Here is a 21,908-nt window from a genome sequence, read left to right on the forward strand (position 1 = left end):
CTGGAGGCGCCTTTTTGGACGATCACTCAGTTCTCAAGACCACAACGCTCAACGCGCTGCATCTTTCGCTTGGTGCGAAGATGGTGCCGTTCGCGGGCTACGACATGCCGGTGCAATATCCGCTCGGCGTGATGAAGGAGCACCTCCATACGCGTGCTGCCGCAGGCCTGTTCGATGTCTCCCACATGGGCCAGGTCATCGTCAGAGCGAAGTCCGGCGACTATGCAGATGCAGCACTTGCGCTGGAAAAGCTCGTTCCGGTCGATATCCTGTCGCTGAAGGAAGGCCGTCAGCGGTATGGGTTCTTTACCGACGACAATGGCTGCATTCTCGACGACCTCATGATCACCAATCGCGGCGACCATCTTCTCGTTGTCGTCAATGCCGCCTGCAAGGATGCCGACCTTGCGCACATGAAGGCGCACCTTCCGGACTGCGAGGTCACCCTGCTCGACGACCGTGCGCTGATCGCCCTCCAGGGGCCACGCGCCGAAGCTGTTCTGACTGAGCTTTGGGCTGGCGTCTCCTCAATGAAGTTCATGGATGTCCGCGAAGTGCCGCTGCACGACGTTGCTTGCATCATCTCGCGCTCCGGTTATTCCGGCGAGGACGGTTTCGAGATCTCGATCCCGCAAGACCATGCCGTGTCAGTTGCCAAGGCATTGCTCGAGCACCCAGACTGCGAAGCCATCGGCCTCGGCGCCCGTGATAGCCTGCGCCTTGAAGCCGGTCTGTGTCTTTATGGAAACGACATCGACACCACGACATCACCGATCGAAGCATCGCTCGAATGGGCGCTGCAAAAGGCTCGCAAGGCCGGCGGCGACCGCGAAGGCGGGTTCCCGGGTGCGGACCGCATCCTTGGCGAACTGGCAGACGGTACCAGCCGCCGCCGCGTCGGCCTGAAGCCGGAAGGCAAGGCGCCGGTGCGTTCGCATGCGAAACTGTTTGCCGATGCGGACGGGCTGCAGGAACTTGGCGAAGTCACCTCTGGTACGTTCGGCCCGACGGTCGAAGGTCCGGTTGCCATGGGTTACGTCCCCGTCAGTCATGCAGCAGCGGGTACGCAGGTCTTTGCCGAGGTCCGTGGAAAATACCTGCCGATGACGGTGGCCGCGCTGCCATTCATCACGCCGACCTACAAGCGATAAACATGCGCGGGCGGCCTGGCCCCACCCCCGGCCTCCCCCACGTCATCCCCATTCACGCTTTCCTTAAGAGGACATTCCCATGCTGAAATTCACCGCCGAACACGAATGGCTGAAACTCGAAGACGGCCTTGCCACCGTCGGCATCACCACCCATGCTGCCGAGCAGCTCGGTGATCTCGTGTTTGTCGAACTGCCGGAAGTCGGTGCCGAGCTGGTGAAGGACGGCAATGCCGCAACCGTCGAAAGCGTCAAGGCAGCCTCCGACGTCTATTCGCCGCTCGACGGCGAAGTCACCGAAGTCAATCAGGCGATCGTTGACGACCCGTCGCTGGTCAATTCCGATCCGCAGGCTGCCGGCTGGTTCTTCAAGCTGAAGCTCAAGAATGTAGCCGACGCCGACGCGCTGATGGACGAAGCTGCCTACAAGGAACTGATCGGATGAGCGACTCGACCGACTTCCACTTCACCGACTACGACCCGTACGACTTTGCCAATCGTCGCCATATCGGTCCCTCCCCGACGGAGATGAGCGATATGCTAGCCGTGATCGGCTACAAGTCGCTCGACGCGCTGATCGATGCCACGGTCCCCGCCTCCATCCGTCAGCAGAACCCGCTGACCTGGGGTGCGGCGCTGACCGAACGAGAAGCGCTCGACAAGCTGCGCGAGACCGCAAATAAGAACCAGGTGCTGACCACGCTGATCGGACAGGGCTATTACGGCACCGTGACGCCGCCTGTGATCCAGCGCAACATTCTGGAAAACCCTGCCTGGTACACGGCATACACGCCCTACCAGCCGGAAATCTCCCAAGGCCGCCTCGAAGCGCTCCTGAACTTCCAGACGATGATCTGCGACCTGACCGGCCTCGACGTCGCCAATGCCTCGCTGCTCGATGAAGCGACGGCGGCTGCCGAAGCCATGGCGCTATGCCAGCGCCAGGCGAAATCGAAGGCAACCGCCTTCTTCGTCGATCACGCCTGTCATCCGCAGACGATCGCGTTGATCGAGACACGTGCAGCGCCGCTCGGCTGGAGCGTGATCGTCGGTGATCCGATGACCGATCTCGACCCGGTCGACGTGTTCGGCGCGATCTTCCAGTATCCCGGCACCAATGGTGAAGTCCGTGATTTCTCCGGCCTGATTTCCCGCCTGCACCAGACCGGTGCGGTCGCTGCTATGGCGGCCGATCTTCTGGCGCTGACGTTGCTGAAATCTCCAGGTGAGATGGGTGCGGATATCGCGATCGGCTCGTCGCAGCGGTTTGGCGTTCCGGTCGGTTACGGCGGTCCGCACGCGGCCTACATGTCGGTCAAGGATGCGCACAAGCGCGCCATGCCCGGCCGCCTCGTCGGCGTCTCCGTCGATGCCCGCGGCAATCGTGCCTACCGCCTGTCGCTGCAGACCCGCGAACAGCATATCCGCCGCGAGAAGGCGACATCGAACATCTGCACCGCGCAGGTCCTGCTCGCTGTGATGGCCTCGATGTACGGCGTCTTCCACGGTCCGGAAGGCCTGAAGGCGATTGCTCAGGCCGTGCACAAGAAGGCCGTGCTGATGGCAAAGGGCTTGGAAAAGCTCGGCTACACGATCGAACCCGATTCGTTCTTCGACACGTTCACCGTCGAGGTCGGCCACATGCAGGGTGTGATCATGCGGGCGGCCGTTGCTGAAGGCGTCAACCTGCGCAAGGTTGGTGAAACCAAGATTGGCATGTCGCTCGACGAACGCACCCGCCCGGTCACGCTCGAGGCCGTCTGGCGCGCATTCGGCGGTGACTTCAAGGTGTCGGACTTCCCGGTCGAATACCGCCTGCCCAACGCGCTTCTCAGAAAATCGGATTACATGACCCATCCGATCTTCCACATGAACCGCGCCGAAAGCGAGATGACCCGCTACATCCGCCGCCTGTCGGACCGCGACCTGGCGCTCGATCGCGCGATGATCCCGCTCGGCTCCTGCACGATGAAGCTGAACGCGACGGCTGAAATGCTGCCGATCACCTGGCCGGAGTTTTCCGACATCCATCCGTTCGTGCCCGTCGACCAGGCGCTCGGCTACAAGGAGATGATCGACGATCTCTCGGCAAAGCTCTGCCAGATCACCGGTTACGATGCTTTCTCGATGCAGCCGAATTCCGGTGCGCAGGGCGAGTATGCGGGCCTGCTGACGATCCGCAACTACCATATCGCCAATGGCGATACGCATCGCGACGTCTGCCTCATCCCCACTTCGGCCCACGGCACCAACCCTGCCTCGGCGCAGATGGTCGGCATGAAGGTCGTGGTCGTGAAAGTGCTCGAGAACGGCGATATCGATCTGGAAGACTTCCGCACCAAGGCGCAGCAGCATGCGGCAAATCTGTCCTGCTGCATGATCACCTATCCTTCGACACACGGCGTGTTCGAGGAGACGGTGAAGGAGATCTGCGAGATCACCCATGCCAATGGCGGCCAGGTCTATCTCGACGGTGCCAATATGAACGCCATGGTCGGATTGTCACGCCCGGGTGACATTGGCTCCGACGTTTCGCATCTCAATCTGCACAAGACGTTCTGCATTCCGCATGGCGGCGGCGGTCCCGGCATGGGTCCGATCGGCGTCAAGGCGCACCTGGCAAGCCACCTGCCCGGTCACCCGCAATGGGCCGGAGAACTTGGCAGCGAAGGTGCGGTTTCGGCGGCGCCGTTCGGCTCTCCCTCGATCCTGCCGATCTCCTGGTCCTACTGCCTGATGATGGGCGGCGAAGGGCTCACGCAGGCGACGAAGGTTGCGATCCTCAACGCCAACTATATCGCAGCCCGGCTCAAGGGCGCCTACGATGTGCTCTACAAGTCCGCAAGCGGACGCGTCGCGCATGAGTGCATCATCGACACCCGCCCGCTCAACGCCTCGGCCGGCGTCTCTGTCGACGACGTTGCAAAACGCCTGATCGACTGCGGCTTCCACGCCCCGACCATGAGCTGGCCGGTTGCCGGTACGCTGATGATCGAACCGACGGAATCGGAAACGAAGGCCGAGATCGACCGGTTCTGCGATGCGATGCTGGCAGTCCGCGAAGAGGCTCGTGCGATCGAAGACGGTCGCATGGACAGGGTCAACAACCCGCTGAGGAACGCCCCGCACACGGTGGAAGACCTGGTCGGCGAATGGGATCGTCCTTATAGCCGCGAACAGGCCTGCTACCCGCCGGGCGCTTTCCGTGTCGACAAATACTGGTCGCCGGTCAACCGCGTCGACAATGTCTATGGCGACCGCAATCTGCTCTGCACCTGCCCGCCGCTTGAGGACTACGCGGAGGCCGCGGAGTAACACGAATACCGGAGAGGCCCGGGCTTTGGGCCTCTCCGGGATATATTTTCGCGCAGCCCTTGTTTAAGTGCAATTATTCTCTATTTTGAGTTTCATCGAACTTTGCTAGCGACTCGTCCGCAGCTCCCGGAAAACTTGGAGCTCTTTCTGATTTCCTCTCAACGTCGATCTACCCCCGACCCCGTATTTCAGGGTTGGCAACTTACTACGATTGAAAGGAAATCGTTATGGATACCGGCACTGTAAAGTGGTTTAACAGCACCAAGGGTTTTGGTTTCATTCAGCCTGACAACGGCAGCCAGGATGTGTTCGTTCACATCTCCGCTGTTGAGCGCGCTGGCATGAATGGCCTGAACGAAGGTCAGAAGATCAGCTACGAAATCGTCCAGGACAAGCGTTCTGGCAAGAGCTCCGCAGACAACCTGCGCGCTGCTTAAGGTTTTGTCATTGCCCCGCGTGACCACGGATGTACTGGCACGAAGGCGGCGATGATGGTGGAAGGTCGGGGTTCATCTCCCGGCCTTTTGTTTTTTCGTCCATTCTGAGGTTTTACTGTGCTAGACGGTTTAACTTCGAATGGGTGAAAAGAGAGCGGATGTGAGATCGCTTCCCGATCAACCCGCGTCCGACAAATTTCAAGAGATAGCGGTTCGCCGCGTAAGGAGATATTTTGCAGGTACTCGTCAGAGATAACAACGTTGATCAGGCTCTCCGCGTCCTGAAGAAGAAGATGCAGCGCGAAGGTATCTTCCGCGAAATGAAGGCTCGTAGCGCTTACGAAAAGCCTTCCGAGAAGCGTGCCCGTGAAAAAGCAGATGCGATCCGTCGCGCGCGCAAGCTTGCTCGCAAGCAGATGCAGCGCGAAGGCCTGCTTCCGGCTCCGAAGAAAAAAGTCATCGTAGCTCGCGCCCGCTAGGCTCCGACATGAGCGTGGTTTTGAGCACAAGCCAGAGCCACGCAACCAATCGCAGGATGGCAGTCTATGCCATTCTCGCGGTCCACGGCAGACATCGGCCGTTTCCAGGAGGAAAGCATGACAGCGACCAAGGACCAGTTCTTCAAGCCCGCGAAAATGTCGGCACAAGCCAAATCGGAGCAGACCAACTCCGTGGTGCGTGACATCCTGGACGCCGAAGTTATTGCTCGTGAAAAGAAGACAGAAAAACTACGTGCTCTGCGGCTCCAGCAGACCGCTGATGCCCCCGCCCCTGTAAAAAAAGCGGCGACGAAGACCAAGCGCGCGGTCAAGACTTCCTAATCTTTCGTTTTACTCCCGACTGCTTTTCCCGAATTGAACCAATTCGTTGGTTCTGCGTTAACTTGCACTGCGGGACGCATGCATACTCCGGGATGCAGCGCTCAGGTGTCGCCTTTTCAAAGACGCCCCGCAGTCTTTTCTGATCATCCGGCTATGCCGATATCAGGAGAGTGCCTGTCAAGGATGCGAGGGTAGAATGTGTCAGGACAACGCCTCATCGGCGATCGTGCTAGGTTCGGATGATCTCGAACTTCTTCAGAGATTCCTGGAAGCCTGGTGCGAGGAGAGACATGTGGACGTGTCGAGCGAGGAGGCTCAGACTGTCGCATCGGGTCTTTTCAACTGGTACCAGTTTGAACTGAATGATCGCAACAACCTCAAATCCGAACCGCCCGAGCCTCTGCCGGAATCGGTCGAACTGAAGCGATTGCTACGGCAACTTGCCGTAGCCTAATATCGGGCGCTGACCGTGCTGCAATCGCGGCCCGCTCGGGATTACGGGATACGAGCGATCACTTTGATCTCGAAATCGAACCCCGCGAGCCAGTTCACCCCAACCGCTGTCCAATTCGGGTACGGCTTTTCCCCCATTATGCCCAAGCGAACTGCCTGAATCGTCCCGAACTGATTTTCAGGGTCGGTGTGAAACGTGGTGACGTCGATGATGTCGTCGAACCCGCAGCCTGCCGCTGTGAGAACCGCACGCAGATTGTCGAACGCGAGTTGAACCTGTTTTTCAAAATTCGGTTCCGGCGTTCCGTCATCACGGCTGCCAACTTGTCCGGACACGAACAGAAGATCCTTCGACCTTATCGCGGCTGAGTATTTGTTGATGTCGTAAAGGGCCTGTCGGCCTGCGGGGAAAATTGCTTCTCGTTCGATCATAGCTCGTCTCCAATCGGTTGTTGCGTCCACGGCGTTGCAGGAGCCTTCCCTGACCCCGTCAATCTTGATATACGCTCCGTATGCAACTGCGTATCTCAGATACGCTGCGTATGTCAACTGATGTAAGAATCCGAGCCGGGGGTGAGCGATGGCGCCGAGCAAGCGTACCACGATGATGGAAGAAACGCGCGGCAAGCTGATCAGCGCGGCGCGCAAGTCCTTCGCCGAGAAAGGCTATGCCAGCTCGTCCATGGACGACTTCACGGCGTCCGCCGGCCTGACGCGGGGTGCGCTCTACCATAATTTCGGAGACAAGAAGGGTCTTTTACAAGCGGTGATCGATCAGATCGATTCCGAGATGCTGGGGCGGATGCGTGCTGCCGCAAACCACGCCGGCGGGACACTTTGGGACGGCTTTCTTGCCGAGGCGGTCGCCTATATCGAGATGTCGCTGGAGCCGGAAATTCAGCGCATCATGTTGCTGGATGGTCCTGCTGTCCTCGGCGACCCATCGCGTTGGCCCAATCAGAACGCCTGTCTGCGCACCACGGCGGATACGATCAGCGCTCTCATCGCCGAAGGGACGGTCAAGAGTATGGATGCGGAGGCCGCCGCACGTCTCATCAACGGTGCGGCACTCAACGCTGCACTGTGGATCGCTGCGGCCGACGATCCGCCGGCCGTGTTGGAAAAAGCCGTCGAAGCGTTCCGTCACCTTGCCAGCGGGTTGCTGACGAAACAGCCCGTATGATCGCCCACCTCAACCTCGACGGCGATAAGTCGGAAGATTGCGAATTCCTGAGAGGATCTCCACTTCGCCCTCGCTCTTCGGCTTGCCGAGGAGAAAACCCTGCAGCTGTTCGCAGCCGTCTTCGACCACCATCCGGTGCTGCCCGAAGGTCTCGATGCCTTCCGCGACGACGGGCAAGTCCAGGCTCTTGCCGAGACCGATGATGGCTTTGACGATGGCACGGGCGCTGTCGCTTTCCTCCATCTCGCTGATAAAACTGCGGTCGATCTTGATCTTGTCAAAGGGGAAGCTGTGCAGGTTGCTGAGCGACGAATAGCCGGTGCCGAAGTCATCCATCACCACATGGACTCCCAGCGCCTTCAACCGGAGCAAGGTCGCGAGCGTCGTGTCGCGATCCTTGAGCAGCGAGGTCTCTGTGATCTCGAGTTCAAGCCGGTGGGGCTCCAGGCCGCTCTCATCCAGTGCCGACGCAATCATGTCGACAAGGTTCGGGAAGCGAAACTGGATGGCCGAAACGTTGACCGCTACCGCCAGGCCGTCATCCCAGGTACTGGCGACCCTGCAGGCTTCGCGCATCGCCCATTCACCGATCGGCACGATGATGCCGGTTTCCTCGGCAACCGGAATGAAGACGCTCGGTGAGACATTGCCCCATTGCGGATGCTTCCACCGCATCAGGGCCTCATAGCCCGAGCAGAGGCCGCTTGTGGCATCAAAGAGTGGCTGGAATACCATGCTGAGTTGCGAGCGCAGTACGGCGTAGCGCAACTCGCTCTCGATCTCGCGCCGCTCGCGCAGCTCTGCGTCCATTGCCGCGGAATAGAATGCTGCCGTACCACGTCCCGAGAACTTCGCATTGTAGAGGGCCATGTCGGCCGCATTGCGCAAGTCATCAGGCGTTTCTCCGTCGTCCGGATAAACCGCGCAGCCGATGCTGACGCCCACGGCGGTGGGATCGAGTGCAACATTCATTTCGGTGCGGAAGGTTTCGAGGATACGCTCGGCGAGCAGGTTTGCGCCCGCCGGCTGTTCGACGCCTGTCTGGAGAATGATGAACTCGTCGCCGCCGATGCGGGACGGCGTATCGGCCGGACCGACACAGCGCCGCAGGATATCGGCGACCCGGATCAGGACACGATCGCCTTCTGCATGGCCGAACACATCGTTGACGGCCTTGAAGCGGTCGAGATCAAGGGCAAGCACCGCCAGCACATCGCCGGAAAGTGCAGCCGTCCTCAAGGCACCGTCGAGCCGATCGTTGAAGAGCGTACGGTTGGGAAGGTCAGTCAAAGCGTCGTGGCGAGCCATGTGTTCGATGCGGCGCTCCGCAATGCGCTTCTCGGTCAGATCGCGGACAGCCAGAACCTGGCAGGAGCGACCGCGATACTCGATCGTATGGACGGCAACCTCCAGAAAGACCTCACGGTCCGTCACTTTCGGCGTGGCAGCGACTGCGGAATTCCTTTGAGCCGTCAGCGGAAGACCGTCGGCTGCAGCCAGCAGATCGTCGGGATCTCGGCCGAGGATGTCGCGGTCGCGCAGCAACAGCAAGTCGGCAAAGCGAGCATTGGTCTCGATGACGCGGCCATCGCGAACCACCGCGAGGCCTTCGAGCGTCGCGTTGGCAAAGCCACGCAAATCCGTCAGGTACCGGTCGATGAAGCTCGCAGCAACAGTCGTCAGCACGATCACACTCATGACGATCGAAACCGCGCCAATGAGCCAGATCCGCCCGCCACCGTCGAGCGAGGCCTCTGGAAGCGTCGGATCGGGGATCAGCTCGGTCGCCGACATCGCAGTAAAATGCAGGATGCAAATGGCAGCAACACTGGCAGCGACTGCACAGATCAGGCGCAGGGTGCTTCTTCGAAGCGTCGTGGAGGCGAACGCCGCGGTGAAGAGAGAGAAAGAGACAACAGAGCCGATCAAGATGGGCGTCATTTCGTAGCGGGTCGTTGCCGCGGCACGGATCGCTTCGGTGCCGATCAAGTGCATGGCGGCGACCGTGACGGTGGCGACCATGCCGGCTGCGAGCGAAGAAACCGTCTTCGATCGATCGGCAATCTGCAGCGCCAACCAGAAGCCGGCGACGGCAGTCAGAGCCGATACAAGGGTGAGGACGCGCTCGAATTCGATCGCTATCGTGCCCTGGTAGGCGAGCATTGCCACGAAATGCGTCGACCAGATGGAAAGCCCGCCCGTGGCGCTGGCGACAAGGAGCCAGATCCGCCGCCGACGTTCGTTGCACTCGATCGCCCGTCTATGGATCAGAAAAAATGCGAGCATGCCGACGACGCAGATGCCGGCCGCGAGAAGAACAGTGCTTCGATCATGCTGAACCACGACGCATTCGAGAACTCGAAACATGGATGCCACCACAAGAACGCACGACGAACAATTTCATCGACTTGTCAGCAAAACATTAGGTGTTAATATTTAAGGAAATAATAATATACAGTGGCGGCATGCACGTGTCCAAGAACGCGCCTTGGGTACGGGATATCGATCCCAAAAGGCTTATCCGGCCGCCTTTTCAAGCCCGGAGCTCAAATCCACCGCCGCGAACGCAGCGGTTAGGATTTCGGTCCCAGCGCCAGGCTTCGTCGCCTCTGACGACAGGATTTGGCGGAACCGACGCGCACCGGGATAGCCCTGAAACAGACCAACCATGTGACGCGTCACGTGATGCAATCTGCCACCGGAGGCGATAACCTGATCCGCATAGGCAATCATCGCGTCGCGCAGCGCCAGCCAGTCAGGGTCTGGATACTCAAGTCTTCCATCCAGAAGCGCATCGACGCCCGCCAGCAAGCCGGTGTTGTGATAGGCAGTGCGGCCGAGCATGACGCCATCCATCACCTCCAGGTGATCAGAAGCTTGCTTAAGATCGGCAATACCGCCGTTGATCCCGAGAAACACATCCGGGTTCTCACGCTTCATCCGATGGACCAGATCGTAAACCAGTGGAGGAACCTCGCGATTTTGTTTTGGCGACAGTCCTTGCAGCCAGGCCTTGCGGGCATGGATCCAGATCGCGTCGGCACCGGCACCAATCATTCGCGCGAGAAAGTCCGGCAGGACGTCGGCCGGCACCTGATCATCAACGCCGATGCGGCATTTGACGGTCACAGGCGCCTGTGAAACCTTTTTCATGGCTGTGACGAGATCTGCAACATGCGCAGGGTCGCGCATCAGGCAGGCACCGAATGTCCCCGACTGCACCCGGTCCGAGGGGCATCCGACATTGAGGTTGATCTCGTCGTAACCGTAATCACCGGCGATCCGGATCGCCTCGGACAGCTTTTCCGCATTCGAGCCGCCGAGCTGCAAGGCGACAGGATGTTCTGCCGGCGAATAGGACAAGAGCCGCTCCCGCGGCCCATGGATGATCGCATCGGCGACGACCATCTCCGTATAAAGAAGCGCGCGCGACGACAGCTGCCGGTGCAGGAAACGGCAGTGACGATCGGTCCAGTCGATCATCGGGGCGACAGCGAAGACTTTTTTATGAGGATGCGTTGGCATTGGTTCCGAGCGACTATTCCGGTGCGTGGCGGCACGGATAACAAGATTTTGAGCCTGGCGAAAGACAAACGGCAAAAATGCGTTGTCGCCAGGTTGGTGCGGATTGGAACCGGCTGGAGCGTAGATGGGCTGTGTCTCGAGGTGAAAGCCTCTTCTACAGGGAATTCGACTTTGGACGGACGAGATGCCATCGAAGGTGAGCGGTCGCCAACCAAGGTGCAAACCCTACCCTTCAGTAGCAAATTTTGTTTAATCCGAGCAAAATGCGTGCTAGTCAGGCATATGAGTTCTTCTCGCGGTCTTGAGATAGATTTTGCAGAGCCGGCCATGGCGCATGTCGCACGGGCGGCGTTCGACTTGAACGGATTTTCGGCCGAGTATGTCGAGCTGAGCGGTGCTGAACCGTATGACTTCAGAAGCCGTGGCGAGAACCACTATCTCGCGTTGCACGATATCACTCTCACTGATGGTGAGCTGCGCGTGGACGGTCTTCCGACGCTCCATAAAAAGGACTTGCGCGACACGATCACCTTCGTGCCCAAAGGCTGCGGCATCGAGGGCTGGTGCCAGCCTCAGCCACGAACCAACCGATTTGTCGCTATGTATTTCGATCCAAAGGCGATCCGCGACGATCTGGCTGGTAGATATTCCGAGTGGGATCCTGCGCCGTTCGCTTACTCGCGCGATCCACAGTTACGCGCCACACTTAAGAAGCTTGAAGCGGTTCTCAGGGCGCCTCATGTGGACGAGCTCCACGCGGAGAGCGTCTGCCTGCTGGCATCGCTTGAGGTTTTCGGGGTCATGGCAGACAGGCAGGGGCGTCTGTCGGACCGACAGATCGCCGCGGTCACGGATTTCGTGGAGGGGCATCTGCAGGCAACAGTCGGCCTGGCCGAGCTGGCCGCTGTTGCCGGGCTCAGCCGTTTCCACTTTTCCCGCGCCTTCAAGGCAACGACCGGGGAAAATCCACACTCGTTTGTTCAACGGCGGCGCATCTCGCGAGCTGTCACGCTCCTTGCTCAGGTTGACCTGCCCATCGACGCGATTGCCGGGGCAGTCGGGTACAAGGGCACACCACAGTTTCGAAGGGCGTTTCATGACGTGATGGGGACCTCTCCGCTGAAATATCGTCTGCAACGTTAGGCAAAATGGCGGGGGCCACCAATGGGCTATGAGTACACAGATGCCAGTCTGATCGTCTGCGATAGGGAGCCGATCACGCGGCTCGAAGAGATCCAGAACTTCGCGTTCCTCGTTGCGATGTCGAACGACTGGACGATCGTTCGCGTATCCGAGAACTGCGAAACATTCTTCACCGTCAAACCGGAGAAACTCCTGGGCACGCGCTTCGACACGTGGATCAGTGAGACGGCGCTCCACGACATCCGGAACCGGATGGCGATTTTGGCGTCAACGACAGGAGAGAGAATCTTCGACGTGAAGCTGGTGCAGGGATTGCCCAACGTCGATCTGTCGATCCATTTTCAGGGCGATCTTCTGATTGTCGAAGGCGAACGGACACAAAAGACCGAACGGGTGGAGGCGGCTTCGATGGTTCGCGCAATGGCTGCGCGTCTGACCAAAGTTCCTTCAATCGAGAAATTCCACAGAGATGCGGTCCGACAGGTCCTGGCGATCACCGGCTTTGATCGAGTGATGATCTATCGGTTCGACACAGACGGTCATGGCGAAGTCATCGCGGAATCAACACGCGCCGGGGTGGATAGCTTCCTCGGGCTTCATTATCCCGCGTCGGATATCCCACGCCAGGCGCGCGAATTGTACTTGCGCAACCCTTTCCGCATCATAGCCGACGTCGCGGCACCGACCGTGGCGTTATTGCCTCCCGCGGACGCGGTCACGCCACCGCTCGACCTGTCGATGTCGATCAGCCGCGCCGTGTCTCCCGTCCATATCGAATATCTGCGCAACATGGAGGTTGGTGCCTCCCTATCCATTTCGATCGTCGTCGAGGAAAAGCTGTGGGGGCTTATCGCATGCCATGCCAATGGACCGCGCCTGCCGAGCTTCATCATGCGGACGGCATCGGAACTGTTCGGCGCGATGTATTCCATGATGCTGGAGAGCCGTCTGCGGCGCGGCAGCGAGGAGCACGAGCATCGCGCACGTGCTTTGGCTGATCGCGTCATTACGATGATTGCTGGTGACGAATCGTTGATGGAAGATGCTCAGTGGCTGCAGGACATGACGCGCGACATGTTGGATTGCGATGGTGTCGCAATTTACCGTCGCGGCAAAGCTCATCTTCACGGCGCCACGCCGTCGGAACATAATGTAATCTCTCTGGCCCATCATCTGAACGCCGCCTCGCCGAGCCGGGTCTTCACGACCGACAACTTGGCTTCGGTCCATGCGCCGTGCAGCGAGACAGCGGACCGCGCCGCCGGCATGCTGTCGATCCCCATCTCGCGTGTTCCGCGCGACTATATCTTGCTGTTCCGCCGCGAGCGGCTGAGCGAGATCAGGTGGGGTGGCAATCCTGCAAAGCCAGCGGAAGCAGGCACCGAGAGCGAACGCATATCGCCCCGCAAAAGCTTCGCAGCATTCGCCGAACTCGTCCGCGGCAAATCCAACCCCTTTTCCGATCGCGATCAGCGCATCGGCGAAGCGATCAGACAGGCACTGATCGAAGTCATCCTGCGCTATTCGGACGGCGCCAGCGACGAGAGACGACGTGCTTCCGAACGTCAGGAAGTGCTGATTGCCGAACTCAATCACCGCGTCCGCAACATCCTTGCCCTGATCCGCAGTCTCATGACGAAGACAAGCCACACGGCCGTTGATGTCGCGAGCTATGTCGAATCGCTCGGCGGACGGGTGCAGGCGCTCGCACGAGCCCATGACCGCGTCACGCGCCAGAGCTGGGGCCCGGCGCCGCTCGCCGGCATCTTTCAGGATGAGATCGCGGCACATGACGGCGTACGCGGTCGATTTACCTTGAAGGGGCCGAACGTACTGCTCCAGCCACAGGCGATGTCGACCATTGCGCTGGTCGTCCATGAACTCGTCACCAACAGCTGCAAGCATGGCGCGCTTTCGGCAAACGGCCGCATAGAGGTGACCGTCGACTCGGTCGACGGCGAAGGCGTTTACATCAAATGGAAGGAAATCGGCGGCCCGGCCGTGGTTGCGCCGACACGGCGAGGGTTTGGGTCTGTCATCGTCGAGAAAACGATTCCGTTCGATCTGAAGGGAACGGCAGAGGTCCGCTTCCTGCTGGCCGGGTTGGAAGCGGATTTCTTCATCCCGCTGAATTATGTGATCATTGCGCCTGAAGACCCGGCACCGACGCAGACGATGATTGAGCCCGATACCCTGAAAGCAACCAGCCTCCCCCCAAAGCAACTACTCCACGATGCGCAGGTTCTGCTGGTCGAGGACAACATGCTCATCGCACTGGAGGCCGAGGACATGCTGTACGAGCTGGGCGCGGTTCAGGTTCACCTCGCCTCCACTATTGCCGAAGCCGAACAGTTGCTTGCCAAGCAGAGTTTCCAGTTCGCTATGCTGGACATCAATGTCGGTCGCGGCACAAGTTTCGATCTTGCGACCAAGCTCGGACAAGCCGGAACGCCGTTTATCTTCGCGACCGGCTACGGCAACGAATTGGCAATCGCGCGCAGAAAGGAAAGTGAGGTCGTCATCCAGAAGCCCTATGAGCGTGATCATCTGGCGCGCGCCGTGCAACAGGTGCTGACGAAAGCGACTGTCGAAGGTGGCTGACGAAAGTGCTCGCGCTCTCGTCATTCATCCGCTCTGAAACGACGTTCCCTGCTCCCACTGCGGTCAATGACCTCAACCTGCAGGTTGCCGGCATGACAGCCCGTTCAGTGGACCGACTGGCCGTCGTCTTCTTCAAGGAAGCTCTTGATGCCGTCGCGCTCGGCGGTGGCGAGGAATTCTTCCCAGGCGTCCTTGTCGGTCGCGAATGTCTCTTCCCAGCTGGTCACGACTTCCGTCTGGCTGATGACCTCGAGCGTCCAGTCGCCATTGGTATCGGCCGGGCGATAGATATCGACGAGCACGGTGACGCCATCGTCTTCGAACTCACCGGCGAATTCTGAATGTTCGAGTTTGGGCTGTTTCGTCATCGGTGAAGAACCTTCGTTTTCGTGCTGTCTTTAGAGAGACGCCAGCTCAACACGCCGGCCCTAGTTCGGTTGCATGGCCGGCATATTTGCCGAATGCGCTTTCCCTTATAGCAAAGCGAAAATTCGCGCCAGCCGTACGGCTGCGCAGAAATCGGGCTAGGATTGTCGGCCGAATTGGTGGACAAAGGACGCCTATCGATGACCGGAGGAATTTTTCGATGCGCGCTACCGTGATCCCTGCCCCGCAGCCCGTGCTTCTTGATGTCGAGGGCGAGACCGAACAGTTTCCGGTGCGCCGGGTCTATTGCGTCGGCCGCAACTATGCGGACCACGCCATCGAAATGGGCCATGATCCGTCACGCGAGCCGCCCTTCTTCTTTCAGAAGAATGCCGACAATCTCTATCATGGCGACACGTTTCCATACCCGCCAGTCTCTTCCGATGTGCATTTCGAAGTCGAGCTGGTGATGGCGCTTTCCGGTGGCGGCGCCGACATTCCGGTCGAAGAGGCCCTGTCCAAGGTCTATGGCTACGGGATCGGCATCGACTTCACGCGGCGCGATGTGCAGGACAAGGCGAAGAAGATGAGCCGGCCTTGGGAATCGGCAAAGGCGTTCGAACATTCGGCGCCCGTCTCCGCACTCGTCCCGGCCGCCAGGATCGGGCATCCGCAGGAAGGTGCGATCTGGCTTGAGGTCAACGGCGAACGCAAGCAGTCCGGCAACCTCAACCAGATGATCTGGAAGCTGCCGGAAATCATCGCCGAACTGTCGAAGCTCTTCGTGCTGGCACCGGGTGACGTGATCATGACCGGGACGCCGGCGGGCGTCGGCCCGATCGTCAAGGGCGACACGATCACCTGCAGCGCCGAGGGTGTCGGCAAACTCTCTCTCACGGTGGTTTGAAGCACGAACCGGAGGTCAACAGATGCCGATCTACGCGCTTGGTGAATTCCAGCCTAAACTCCCCTCCGCCGACCGCTTCTGGATCGCGCCGGATGCGAACGTGATTGGCAAGGTGGAACTGGGCGAGGATGTCGGCATCTGGTTCGGCGTGACGCTTCGCGGCGACAACGAGCCGATAACCGTCGGTGCGCGGTCGAACATTCAGGAGGGCGTGATGGTGCATACCGATCCCGCCTACCCAGTCGTAATCGGTTCGGACTGCACGATCGGCCACCATGCGATCGTGCATGGCTGCATCATTGGCGACAATTCGCTTGTTGGCATGGGTGCGACCATCCTGAACGGCGCAAGGATCGGCCGCAATTGCCTTGTGGGCGCCAATGCGCTTGTCACCGAGGGGAAGGAATTCCCGGACAATTCACTGATCGTCGGCTCGCCTGCCAAGGCGATTCGCACGCTTGACGATGACGCCGTCGAACGGCTGCGGCAATCTGCGGCGCGCTATGTGGAGAACTGGAAGCGGTTTTCCCGGGACCTCAGGGCGCTGTGATCAAACGGACTATGCCGCGCATTTCTGGCAGATGCCGCGGATCTCGATCGTCGTCTTTGACGGCTTGAAGCCCTTGCTGGATGCCCAGTCGCTGAGGTGGTGATCGACCTCGTGATCGTGGAATTCCAGCACCTGGCTGCAGCTTTCGCAGATCGCGAAGGCAACCGTACCGTGGCCATGACCTTTTCCGCAGCACGCGCTTTCCCGGTGCGCACAGGCGACGAAGGCGTTGAGGCTTTCCAACCGGTGGACCATGCCGAACTCGGTCAGCTTGTCGAGCGCGCGGTAAACCTGAAGCGGTGCACGGAAGCCGTGGTCGCGCAGTTTGTCAAGGATCGTGTAGGCGCTGAGCGGCCCATCGGCACGGTCCAGTGCCTCAAACACCAGCGACTGGTTCTTGGTCAGGGCCGGATTGACGATCGGGGCGTTCATCCGCGCACTCCTTGATTGGTTGCCCGCTCATTCGTTTTGCGGCCGAAGGCGGGAAGCAAACTCATGATGAAAAGTAGGAGTGCGGCCACCACGATGGAAGGGCCGGACGGCGTATCATAGGTCAAAGAGCCGAAAAGACCGCCGACAACAGCTGCAGCGCCGATCAGCGAGGCGAAGACCGCCATCCATTCGGGGCTTGCCGAAAATCGTCTGGCCGTCGCGGCTGGAATGATCAGCAGCGAGGTGATCAGCATGATGCCGACGATCTTCATGGCAATCGCGATGACCAATGCCATCAGAAGCATGAAGAACAGTTTTGCCTGCGCCGGCCGCATGCCCTCAGCTTCCGCCACGTCTTCGCTCACTGTCGATGCGATCAGCGGGCGCCAGAGGAATGCGAGCGCTGCGACGACGACGATCCCGCCACCCCAGATCAGTGCAATATCGGATGGCGTGACCGCCAAGATATCGCCGAACAGGAAGGCGATCAGATCGATCCGAACCCAGGTCATGAAGGCAACCAGCACAAGGCCGATCGCCAGAGCCGAATGGGAGAGAATCCCGAGCAGCGCATCCGCGGAAAGCGACTGGCGACGCTGAAGGAGGAGCAGCAGGCCGGAGACGAGGACGGCGACGCCGAACACCGACAGAAGAAGATTGACCTCGAAAAACAGCGACAAGGCAACGCCGAGCAGCGCCGAATGGGCCATCGTGTCGCCGAAATAGGCCATGCGGCGCCAGACGACGAAACAGCCGAGCGGTCCGGCTGTCAGCGCCACGCCGACGCCGGCGATCATTGCGCGAGTGAAGAAGTCGTCAAGCATGAGGCTTGCCCTCGCCGTGATGGTGGTGGCCGTGGTCGCCATCGTGGTGATGGTGGTGGTCGTGCCCGGCAGCAGGCTCGTGATGATGGCCGTCCTCGGGATGGCAATGATCGGTGATCGAGCCGTCGCGATGCTGGACCCGACCATCCGGCAGATGGGTATGGTCGTGATTATGGCTATAGACCGCCAGCGCACGGCCGTTTGCGCCAAACAGCTTGGCATAGTCCGAACTCTGACTGACAACTTCCGGCGTGCCACGGCAGCAGATATGACCGTTGAGGCAGATCACCGTGTCGGTTCCCGCCATCACCATGTGCAGATCATGCGAAATCATCAGGATGCCGCAACCGGTCGTGGTGCGGATCTTGCGGATCAGATCGTAGAGCGCTGCCTCGCCGGCGAAATCGACGCCCTGCACCGGCTCGTCCAGGACGAGCAGATCCGGCTTTCGCGCCAAGGCGCGGGCCAGCAAAGCGCGCTGAAATTCACCGCCCGACAGGTGACGGACTTCGGCATCGGCCAGATGCGCGATGCCGGTCGCTTCGAGCGCTGCCATCGTATCCTGATCGGAAATCGAGCTTGTCAGCCGCATGAGGCGCCGCACCGAAAGCGGCATCGTCCAGTCGATCGAGAGCTTTTGCGGCACATAACCGATGCGCAGGTCGCTGCTGCGGGTAACGGTGCCCTCGTCCGCCTTCAGGACGCCGATCGCCATCTTGGCGGTCGTCGACTTGCCGGCGCCATTGGGTCCGATCAGCGTCACCACTTCGCCGCGGGCAATCGACAGATCGACGCCGCGCACCAGCCAGCGATTATCGCGGAAAATGCCGGCATTCGACAGCGATACGAGTTTCGCTGCGTCCTTTGCATGATCTCCAAGCGGCAGGTCGGCCCGGTTTCTCATCAGCATGGTCGTCTAAAAATCCTGTTGTCAGGCCTCTTGCAGACCCTCATGGCACACGTTATAGCATAACGCAATTGATGTAATAACATTACGTCATTTCACAAGGAGCTATCCGATGAAATTTGCCGCAACCCTCCTCCTCTCATGCTCGGCCCTGATGACCGCATCGAATGCATTTGCCGATGCACCCAGCGTCGTTGTCTCGATCAAGCCGATCCATTCACTGGTCGCCTCCGTCATGAAGGGCGTGGCGGAGCCGAAGCTGATCGTCGAGGGCGCGGCCTCCCCGCATACCTACAACATGCGCCCATCCAACGCGTCGGCCCTGCAGAAAGCCGACCTGATCTTCTGGGTCGGCCATGGAATGGAAGCGTTTCTGGAAAAGCCGCTGGAAGCACTCGGCACCAAGGCTGCCGTGGTAAGCCTGGAAGACGCGCCGGGCCTGACCAAACTGAAGTTCCGCGAGGGCGGTGTGTTCGAGCCGGAAGCCGAAGAGGAAGGCCATGATCACGGTCATAGCCACGGCAGCGAGGATCACGCAGCCGGCGCGGAGGACGACGGCGACCACGACCATGACGGCAATGACGTGCATCTATGGCTCGACCCGATGAATGCCAAGGCGATGGCGCAGGAGATCGAGAAGGCGCTGGTTCAGGCCGACCCGGAAAACGCGACGACATATCAGGCGAATGGCGCAGACCTGATGAAGAGGCTCGATGCACTCGATACGGAACTGAAGACCACGCTCGAGCCGGTCAAGAACAAGCCGTTTATCGTCTTCCACGATGCCTATCAGTATTTCGAGAACCGTTACGGCGTGAAGGTTGCGGGCTCGATCACGGTGAGCCCCGAATCCATTCCCGGCGCAGAGCGCGTGAAGGAAATCCACCAGAAGGTGGAGGAGCTTGGCGCCACCTGCGTGTTTGCGGAGCCGCAGTTCGAGCCAAAGCTGGTGAAGGTGGTGACGGAAGGAAGCAAGGCCCGTTCCGGCGTTCTCGATCCGGAAGCCGGAGCACTGACCGAGGGGCATGATCTCTACTTCGAGTTGATGCGCGGTCTCGCGACCTCATTGAAGACCTGCCTCTCGCAGGCTTCCTGATCTCCAGGACATTCGCGGTGCTGCGACCTGCAGTGCCGCGTGTTGAGACAAACAGGTGGGGGACGTCGAACACTCGACGTCCCCCAACTCAATTTATCGGCCGGAGATGATGCTTGCGATCACGCCACTGGTGATGCCGACGAGCAGGAAGTCGTTATCCACCTTCACCCAACGCTGACCGCGCGGCGGGGCCGACAGGCGGTAGCGGCGATAATCGCGGACTTCCGCCATATGGCGGCGCTCAGCGGCCGACATGCGATGACCCCGCACCCAGCGCTTCTTGGTGACGACGACTTTCTTCTTTTCAATGACGACATGCTTGCCGGCCGGGCGGTGATGCTCCGGACCCTTGCGCCAATCCTGCGCCTGCGCTGTGGAGGCGATCGGCGCGACCAGAACGGTAGCGGCGAGCATGGCAATGATGAACTTCTTCATGGTTGTTTCCTCGTATTGAACACACGAGAGAATTAGAGCCCAACCGATGAACGCCATATGAATGGAAGATTAAACTTATGTAATGATCCTAGTGCCTTGGCGTCATATCTTATCGCAGGAAGTTAAGCGCTACGGGAGCTTCTCATACGATTGGCTCGTATACGAAGTCGTCGAAATCAGCGGCTTTCGCACGACCTGAGGTATCGAAGGCGAACACGCCCACGAACGCGCCGGTGAATGAGCCATGCTCGCCGCGTCCACCTTCGTCTGAGATGACAGAGGCGTCCAGCATCGGTCCGATCGGCTCCCAGTCGTTCGCTCCACCGGCGCGCCAGAAGAACTGGAGATCATTGTCATCGACCTCAATTGCCAGATGCACCGGTCCGTCCGGCACCGGCACGCCGCTTCCGGCTGGCCAGACGAGCTTTGCATGAGGGAAGTCGCCGGGGCATGACAGTACCGTTACGACGCGGCCAAGCTTCTCGTGCAGCGTGACGGCAACCGCATGCAGCTTGTGGCGATTGTAGTAGTGGGTAAGGCCTGACACCTGCTGGTACGTATCGGGTAAGAAATCGACCACCGTCTCGGCGCGGTAGCGATGGTGCTCTTGCCGCCGGGCGACCAGCGCCTGCTCGAACCAGGACCCGATGCTTTCGCGACCGGTGAGCCGGAGATGTCCGGGGCGTTCCGTCAGGCTGAAGATCCGCTCCGGCTCCGGTGTGCGCAACCACTGGAACTCGCTCGGCAGCACTGCCTTGTCGAACCCCTGCGCCACCCGACCAGCATCCTGAGCCACCTCGGTGCCGTTCGTCACGGGGACGTCGACGGCGGGAACCACACCGCCATGTTCGAGATAGAGCCAGTCGTCCTTCCAGACGCATTTCTGCAGCGCCGTCTCGCGCCCGAGCGGTGAGCGGCGATGCGGTTCGATCGGTCTGCTGCAGAGGTGGGTGTGATAGACCTCTCCTTCCGGCGTCTCCACATACTGCCCATGGCCGGACCGCTGCAGCTCCGCCTCCGGTGCATCCTTGGACGTGATGAGATGGTTATCGGGATGTAGCTCGTAAGGGCCGCCGATCGTCTTCGACCGGGCCATCGTCACAGCGTGATTATAGCCTGTGCCGCCTTCTGCCGTCGTCAGATAGTACCAGCCATTGCGTTTGAAGAGATGCGGGCCCTCGACGAGCCCGAGCGGACTGCCCGGGAAGATGTTGCTGATGGGACCCTTCAACGTCTTCGTCTCGGCGTCCCATTCCTGCATGAGGATGCCATCGAACGCCGGTGATTTCGGTGCGCCGCCAAAGCTCTCGGTCCGGTGGTTCCACTGCATGTTCAGGAACCACTTGCGCCCGTCGTCGTCGTGAAACAGCGACGGATCGAAGCCGGAGGAATTGACATAGATCGGGTCCGACCATTCACCTTCAATCGTCGGCGATGTGACGATGTAATTGTGAGCGTCCTTGAAGCTGCCGTCGAACCGTTTCACGTCGGTGTAGACCAACCAGAACAATCCGTCCGCATAGGAAAGGCACGGTGCCCAGACGCCGCAGCTGTCGGGATTGCCGCGCATGTCGAGCTGGCTTTTCCGCTCCAGAGGTCGCCGCACGAGCGTCCAGTTCACGAGATCGCGGGAGTGGTGGATCTGAACGCCCGGATACCACTCGAATGTGGAGGTCGCGATGTAATAGTCCTCGCCGACACGGCAGATCGATGGATCGGGATTGAAACCCGGCAGGATGGGATTGCGGATCATGAATTTCCTCCG

The 21,908-nt window shown here is 59.9% G+C and carries 22 protein-coding genes; 13 read left to right on the plus strand and 9 right to left on the minus strand.

The window, feature by feature from the left end; all coding sequences use genetic code 11:
- Positions 1-14 precede the first annotated feature (14 nt).
- The 7 genes from gcvT to ASG19_RS24315 all read left to right on the plus strand — a co-directional run bounded on the left by gcvT (position 15) and on the right by ASG19_RS24315 (position 6,175).
- Positions 15-1,151 (plus strand): glycine cleavage system aminomethyltransferase GcvT, encoded by a 1,137-nt coding sequence (gcvT, locus tag ASG19_RS12175; RefSeq protein ID WP_062457073.1) that lies wholly within the window; start codon positions 15-17, stop codon positions 1,149-1,151.
- Positions 1,152-1,230: 79 nt separating this feature from the next.
- Positions 1,231-1,593, plus strand: coding sequence for a glycine cleavage system protein GcvH (gene gcvH / locus ASG19_RS12180; RefSeq protein WP_062457075.1), 363 nt, complete (start codon positions 1,231-1,233; stop codon positions 1,591-1,593).
- Positions 1,590-4,463 (plus strand): aminomethyl-transferring glycine dehydrogenase, encoded by a 2,874-nt coding sequence (gene gcvP / locus ASG19_RS12185; RefSeq protein WP_062457078.1) that lies wholly within the window; start codon positions 1,590-1,592, stop codon positions 4,461-4,463. The genes gcvH and gcvP overlap by 4 nt, the downstream gene beginning before the upstream one ends.
- Positions 4,464-4,690: 227 nt before the next feature.
- Positions 4,691-4,900 (plus strand): cold-shock protein, encoded by a 210-nt coding sequence (locus ASG19_RS12190; RefSeq protein WP_062457081.1) that lies wholly within the window; start codon positions 4,691-4,693, stop codon positions 4,898-4,900.
- Positions 4,901-5,133: 233 nt separating this feature from the next.
- A complete protein-coding gene (rpsU, locus tag ASG19_RS12195) occupies positions 5,134-5,379 on the plus strand; it encodes a 30S ribosomal protein S21 (protein WP_062457083.1) in 246 nt (81 codons plus the stop codon).
- A gap of 117 nt (positions 5,380-5,496) precedes the next feature.
- Positions 5,497-5,721: a hypothetical protein gene (locus ASG19_RS12200; protein ID WP_062458069.1), complete on the plus strand. Its 225-nt coding sequence runs from the start codon at positions 5,497-5,499 to the stop codon at positions 5,719-5,721.
- Positions 5,722-6,013: 292 nt separating this feature from the next.
- Positions 6,014-6,175 carry a hypothetical protein gene (locus ASG19_RS24315; RefSeq protein ID WP_162734933.1) on the plus strand — a complete coding sequence of 54 codons (162 nt, stop codon included), beginning with the start codon at positions 6,014-6,016 and terminating at the stop codon, positions 6,173-6,175.
- A 41-nt stretch (positions 6,176-6,216) separates the two neighbouring features.
- On the opposite strand, the gene ASG19_RS12210 is transcribed toward ASG19_RS24315, so the two are convergent.
- The gene (locus ASG19_RS12210) at positions 6,217-6,606 is read right to left on the minus strand and encodes a RidA family protein (protein WP_062457089.1); all 390 of its coding nucleotides are present in this window, start codon (positions 6,604-6,606) and stop codon (positions 6,217-6,219) included.
- Between the two features lie 148 nt (positions 6,607-6,754).
- Between ASG19_RS12210 and ASG19_RS12215 the strand changes: the two genes are divergently transcribed.
- Positions 6,755-7,357: a TetR/AcrR family transcriptional regulator gene (locus ASG19_RS12215; RefSeq protein ID WP_062457092.1), complete on the plus strand. Its 603-nt coding sequence runs from the start codon at positions 6,755-6,757 to the stop codon at positions 7,355-7,357.
- 9 nt (positions 7,358-7,366) lie between these two features.
- Here the strand turns inward: ASG19_RS12215 and ASG19_RS12220 are convergent, their stop codons facing one another.
- Together ASG19_RS12220 and dusA are read right to left on the minus strand one after the other, a co-directional pair.
- The gene (locus ASG19_RS12220; protein WP_082476295.1) at positions 7,367-9,724 is read right to left on the minus strand and encodes an EAL domain-containing protein; all 2,358 of its coding nucleotides are present in this window, start codon (positions 9,722-9,724) and stop codon (positions 7,367-7,369) included.
- Between the two features lie 150 nt (positions 9,725-9,874).
- Positions 9,875-10,840: a tRNA dihydrouridine(20/20a) synthase DusA gene (gene dusA / locus ASG19_RS12225; RefSeq protein WP_062458072.1), complete on the minus strand. Its 966-nt coding sequence runs from the start codon at positions 10,838-10,840 to the stop codon at positions 9,875-9,877.
- Between dusA and ASG19_RS12230 the strand changes: the two genes are divergently transcribed.
- Together ASG19_RS12230 and ASG19_RS12235 are read left to right on the plus strand one after the other, a co-directional pair.
- The gene (locus ASG19_RS12230) at positions 10,817-12,025 is read left to right on the plus strand and encodes an AraC family transcriptional regulator (protein ID WP_244476150.1); all 1,209 of its coding nucleotides are present in this window, start codon (positions 10,817-10,819) and stop codon (positions 12,023-12,025) included. The genes dusA and ASG19_RS12230 overlap by 24 nt on opposite strands.
- 21 nt (positions 12,026-12,046) lie before the next feature.
- A complete protein-coding gene (locus ASG19_RS12235) occupies positions 12,047-14,626 on the plus strand; it encodes an HWE histidine kinase domain-containing protein (RefSeq protein WP_062457095.1) in 2,580 nt (859 codons plus the stop codon).
- Positions 14,627-14,730: 104 nt separating this feature from the next.
- Here ASG19_RS12235 and ASG19_RS12240 read toward each other — a convergent pair whose 3' ends face one another.
- On the minus strand, positions 14,731-14,994 hold the full coding sequence (locus ASG19_RS12240) for a hypothetical protein (protein WP_062457099.1): 264 nt from the start codon (positions 14,992-14,994) through the stop codon (positions 14,731-14,733).
- Positions 14,995-15,212: 218 nt separating this feature from the next.
- Here ASG19_RS12240 and ASG19_RS12245 point away from each other — a divergent pair, with 218 nt between their 5' ends.
- Both ASG19_RS12245 and ASG19_RS12250 read left to right on the plus strand, forming a co-directional pair.
- A complete protein-coding gene (locus ASG19_RS12245; protein ID WP_062457102.1) occupies positions 15,213-15,899 on the plus strand; it encodes a fumarylacetoacetate hydrolase family protein in 687 nt (228 codons plus the stop codon).
- Between the two features lie 22 nt (positions 15,900-15,921).
- The gene (locus ASG19_RS12250) at positions 15,922-16,449 is read left to right on the plus strand and encodes a gamma carbonic anhydrase family protein (protein ID WP_062457105.1); all 528 of its coding nucleotides are present in this window, start codon (positions 15,922-15,924) and stop codon (positions 16,447-16,449) included.
- Between the two features lie 9 nt (positions 16,450-16,458).
- Here the strand turns inward: ASG19_RS12250 and ASG19_RS12255 are convergent, their stop codons facing one another.
- From ASG19_RS12255 to ASG19_RS12265, 3 genes are read right to left on the minus strand one after another with little or no spacing between them, the layout of a single operon-like run.
- Entirely contained in the window at positions 16,459-16,881 is a 423-nt protein-coding gene (locus tag ASG19_RS12255) for a Fur family transcriptional regulator (protein WP_062457108.1), read from the minus strand.
- A complete protein-coding gene (gene znuB / locus ASG19_RS12260; protein ID WP_062457111.1) occupies positions 16,878-17,705 on the minus strand; it encodes a zinc ABC transporter permease subunit ZnuB in 828 nt (275 codons plus the stop codon). The genes ASG19_RS12255 and znuB overlap by 4 nt, the downstream gene beginning before the upstream one ends.
- Positions 17,698-18,615, minus strand: a complete 918-nt coding sequence (locus ASG19_RS12265) for a metal ABC transporter ATP-binding protein (protein WP_156466486.1) — start codon at positions 18,613-18,615, stop codon at positions 17,698-17,700. Before ASG19_RS12265 ends, znuB begins: the two co-directional genes overlap by 8 nt.
- A gap of 109 nt (positions 18,616-18,724) precedes the next feature.
- Between ASG19_RS12265 and znuA the strand changes: the two genes are divergently transcribed.
- Positions 18,725-19,708 carry a zinc ABC transporter substrate-binding protein ZnuA gene (gene znuA, locus ASG19_RS12270; protein ID WP_062457114.1) on the plus strand — a complete coding sequence of 328 codons (984 nt, stop codon included), beginning with the start codon at positions 18,725-18,727 and terminating at the stop codon, positions 19,706-19,708.
- 93 nt (positions 19,709-19,801) lie between these two features.
- Here the strand turns inward: znuA and ASG19_RS12275 are convergent, their stop codons facing one another.
- The gene (locus tag ASG19_RS12275; protein ID WP_062457117.1) at positions 19,802-20,143 is read right to left on the minus strand and encodes an RcnB family protein; all 342 of its coding nucleotides are present in this window, start codon (positions 20,141-20,143) and stop codon (positions 19,802-19,804) included.
- Between the two features lie 142 nt (positions 20,144-20,285).
- Positions 20,286-21,896: a glycoside hydrolase family 43 protein gene (locus ASG19_RS12280; protein ID WP_062457120.1), complete on the minus strand. Its 1,611-nt coding sequence runs from the start codon at positions 21,894-21,896 to the stop codon at positions 20,286-20,288.
- Positions 21,897-21,908: the final 12 nt, after the last annotated feature.

Source organism: Rhizobium sp. Leaf306 (assembly GCF_001423425.1).
GTDB classification, from domain to species: domain Bacteria; phylum Pseudomonadota; class Alphaproteobacteria; order Rhizobiales; family Rhizobiaceae; genus Neorhizobium; species Neorhizobium soli.

Excerpts from the sequence above, each read along its gene's own strand:
- gcvH (WP_062457075.1), top strand. The coding sequence starts at position 1,231 with ATGCTGAAATTCACCGCCGAACACGAATGGCTGAAACTCGAAGACGGC.
- gcvP (WP_062457078.1), top strand. The coding sequence starts at position 1,590 with ATGAGCGACTCGACCGACTTCCACTTCACCGACTACGACCCGTACGAC.
- ASG19_RS12190 (WP_062457081.1), top strand. The coding sequence starts at position 4,691 with ATGGATACCGGCACTGTAAAGTGGTTTAACAGCACCAAGGGTTTTGGT.
- ASG19_RS12200 (WP_062458069.1), top strand. The coding sequence starts at position 5,497 with ATGACAGCGACCAAGGACCAGTTCTTCAAGCCCGCGAAAATGTCGGCA.
- ASG19_RS12210 (WP_062457089.1), bottom strand. The coding sequence starts at position 6,606 with ATGATCGAACGAGAAGCAATTTTCCCCGCAGGCCGACAGGCCCTTTAC.
- ASG19_RS12215 (WP_062457092.1), top strand. The coding sequence starts at position 6,755 with ATGGCGCCGAGCAAGCGTACCACGATGATGGAAGAAACGCGCGGCAAG.
- ASG19_RS12220 (WP_082476295.1), bottom strand. The coding sequence starts at position 9,724 with ATGTTTCGAGTTCTCGAATGCGTCGTGGTTCAGCATGATCGAAGCACT.
- dusA (WP_062458072.1), bottom strand. The coding sequence starts at position 10,840 with ATGATCGACTGGACCGATCGTCACTGCCGTTTCCTGCACCGGCAGCTG.
- ASG19_RS12235 (WP_062457095.1), top strand. The coding sequence starts at position 12,047 with ATGGGCTATGAGTACACAGATGCCAGTCTGATCGTCTGCGATAGGGAG.
- ASG19_RS12240 (WP_062457099.1), bottom strand. The coding sequence starts at position 14,994 with ATGACGAAACAGCCCAAACTCGAACATTCAGAATTCGCCGGTGAGTTC.
- ASG19_RS12245 (WP_062457102.1), top strand. The coding sequence starts at position 15,213 with ATGCGCGCTACCGTGATCCCTGCCCCGCAGCCCGTGCTTCTTGATGTC.
- ASG19_RS12250 (WP_062457105.1), top strand. The coding sequence starts at position 15,922 with ATGCCGATCTACGCGCTTGGTGAATTCCAGCCTAAACTCCCCTCCGCC.
- ASG19_RS12255 (WP_062457108.1), bottom strand. The coding sequence starts at position 16,881 with ATGAACGCCCCGATCGTCAATCCGGCCCTGACCAAGAACCAGTCGCTG.
- znuB (WP_062457111.1), bottom strand. The coding sequence starts at position 17,705 with ATGCTTGACGACTTCTTCACTCGCGCAATGATCGCCGGCGTCGGCGTG.
- ASG19_RS12265 (WP_156466486.1), bottom strand. The coding sequence starts at position 18,615 with ATGCTGATGAGAAACCGGGCCGACCTGCCGCTTGGAGATCATGCAAAG.
- znuA (WP_062457114.1), top strand. The coding sequence starts at position 18,725 with ATGAAATTTGCCGCAACCCTCCTCCTCTCATGCTCGGCCCTGATGACC.
- ASG19_RS12275 (WP_062457117.1), bottom strand. The coding sequence starts at position 20,143 with ATGAAGAAGTTCATCATTGCCATGCTCGCCGCTACCGTTCTGGTCGCG.
- ASG19_RS12280 (WP_062457120.1), bottom strand. The coding sequence starts at position 21,896 with ATGATCCGCAATCCCATCCTGCCGGGTTTCAATCCCGATCCATCGATC.